The following is a 716-nucleotide window of genomic DNA, read 5'->3' as shown; positions in this document are numbered from 1 at the left end:
TCTTTGAGATAGCGATAACGGAGCGCATCCTTGCGAAGCTCACGAACGCCGTTCGGCATAATCGAAAGGCTGGTGTATTCGTTCCAGCCAAGCTCTCGGCGGATCTCGTAGAGCATGCTGGTCTCGCCAGCCGCCTTCTGCATCTTGCGAAGCAAATCGACTTCGCCCTGCAGTTCTTCGATCTTTGCCTCAAGCGTTTCGATGACTGCGCCGCGCCGATCCATCTCGGATGCGATCTCATCGATAGACGCTGGGCGCTCTGTCGTGTGGACGCTCATTGCGCTTCCTCCAAGCCAGCCTTGACGCGAGCTGCGAAGTTAATCGCCTCGGGCGTGGCGAAGACCGATCCCCGAGCGACATGCTTCGATGCGATGCCAATGGCCGTCGTCTTACTGGTCAGCCCGGTATCCGCCATGATGTCCTCAAGGACACTCTCGACCCGGACGCGCTCCATGGTGATGCCAAGCTCAATTGCGTGGATGGCTGTCGCCGGGAGTTTGAATTCATTGGCAATCTCTTTCGCCATCTCGGCTACGGAAAGGATGCGATCAAGATGAGAGGTCATGCCGCAGTCTCCCGCTCGTCTGCGCCCATTGCCTCAATGATGCGTTGGCGTGTCTGCGAACGAGGCTCGCGACCGTCCCGGAGCTGGAAAACGAAAAGCGGATCACCAGCGAACTTCTTGCCGAATTGGGTTGGCGTCATCTCTCGATCGG

Annotated in this window: 2 protein-coding genes; both read right to left on the bottom strand. The window is 58.0% G+C overall.

Going from position 1 to position 716, the window contains the following annotated elements; translation table 11 throughout:
• A partial coding sequence (locus JTP94_RS10925) for a hypothetical protein (protein ID WP_204850518.1) occupies nt 1-278 on the bottom strand: 278 nt, incomplete at its 3' end.
• The gene (locus JTP94_RS10920; RefSeq protein ID WP_204850517.1) at nt 275-565 is read right to left on the bottom strand and encodes a hypothetical protein; all 291 of its coding nucleotides are present in this window, start codon (nt 563-565) and stop codon (nt 275-277) included. The genes JTP94_RS10925 and JTP94_RS10920, both read right to left, overlap by 4 nt.
• Nucleotides 566-716 lie beyond the last annotated feature (151 nt).

This window comes from Martinezella lusitana, assembly GCF_016901135.1.
GTDB lineage: Bacteria > Pseudomonadota > Alphaproteobacteria > Rhizobiales > Rhizobiaceae > Rhizobium > Rhizobium lusitanum_D.
Note: the sequence above shows the minus strand (reverse complement) of the source record. Positions and strands in the feature narration are given on the sequence as shown.

Bases quoted from the DNA above. Each gene is read 5' to 3' on its own strand.
- JTP94_RS10920 (WP_204850517.1), bottom strand. From the start codon at position 565: ATGACCTCTCATCTTGATCGCATCCTTTCCGTAGCCGAGATGGCGAAA.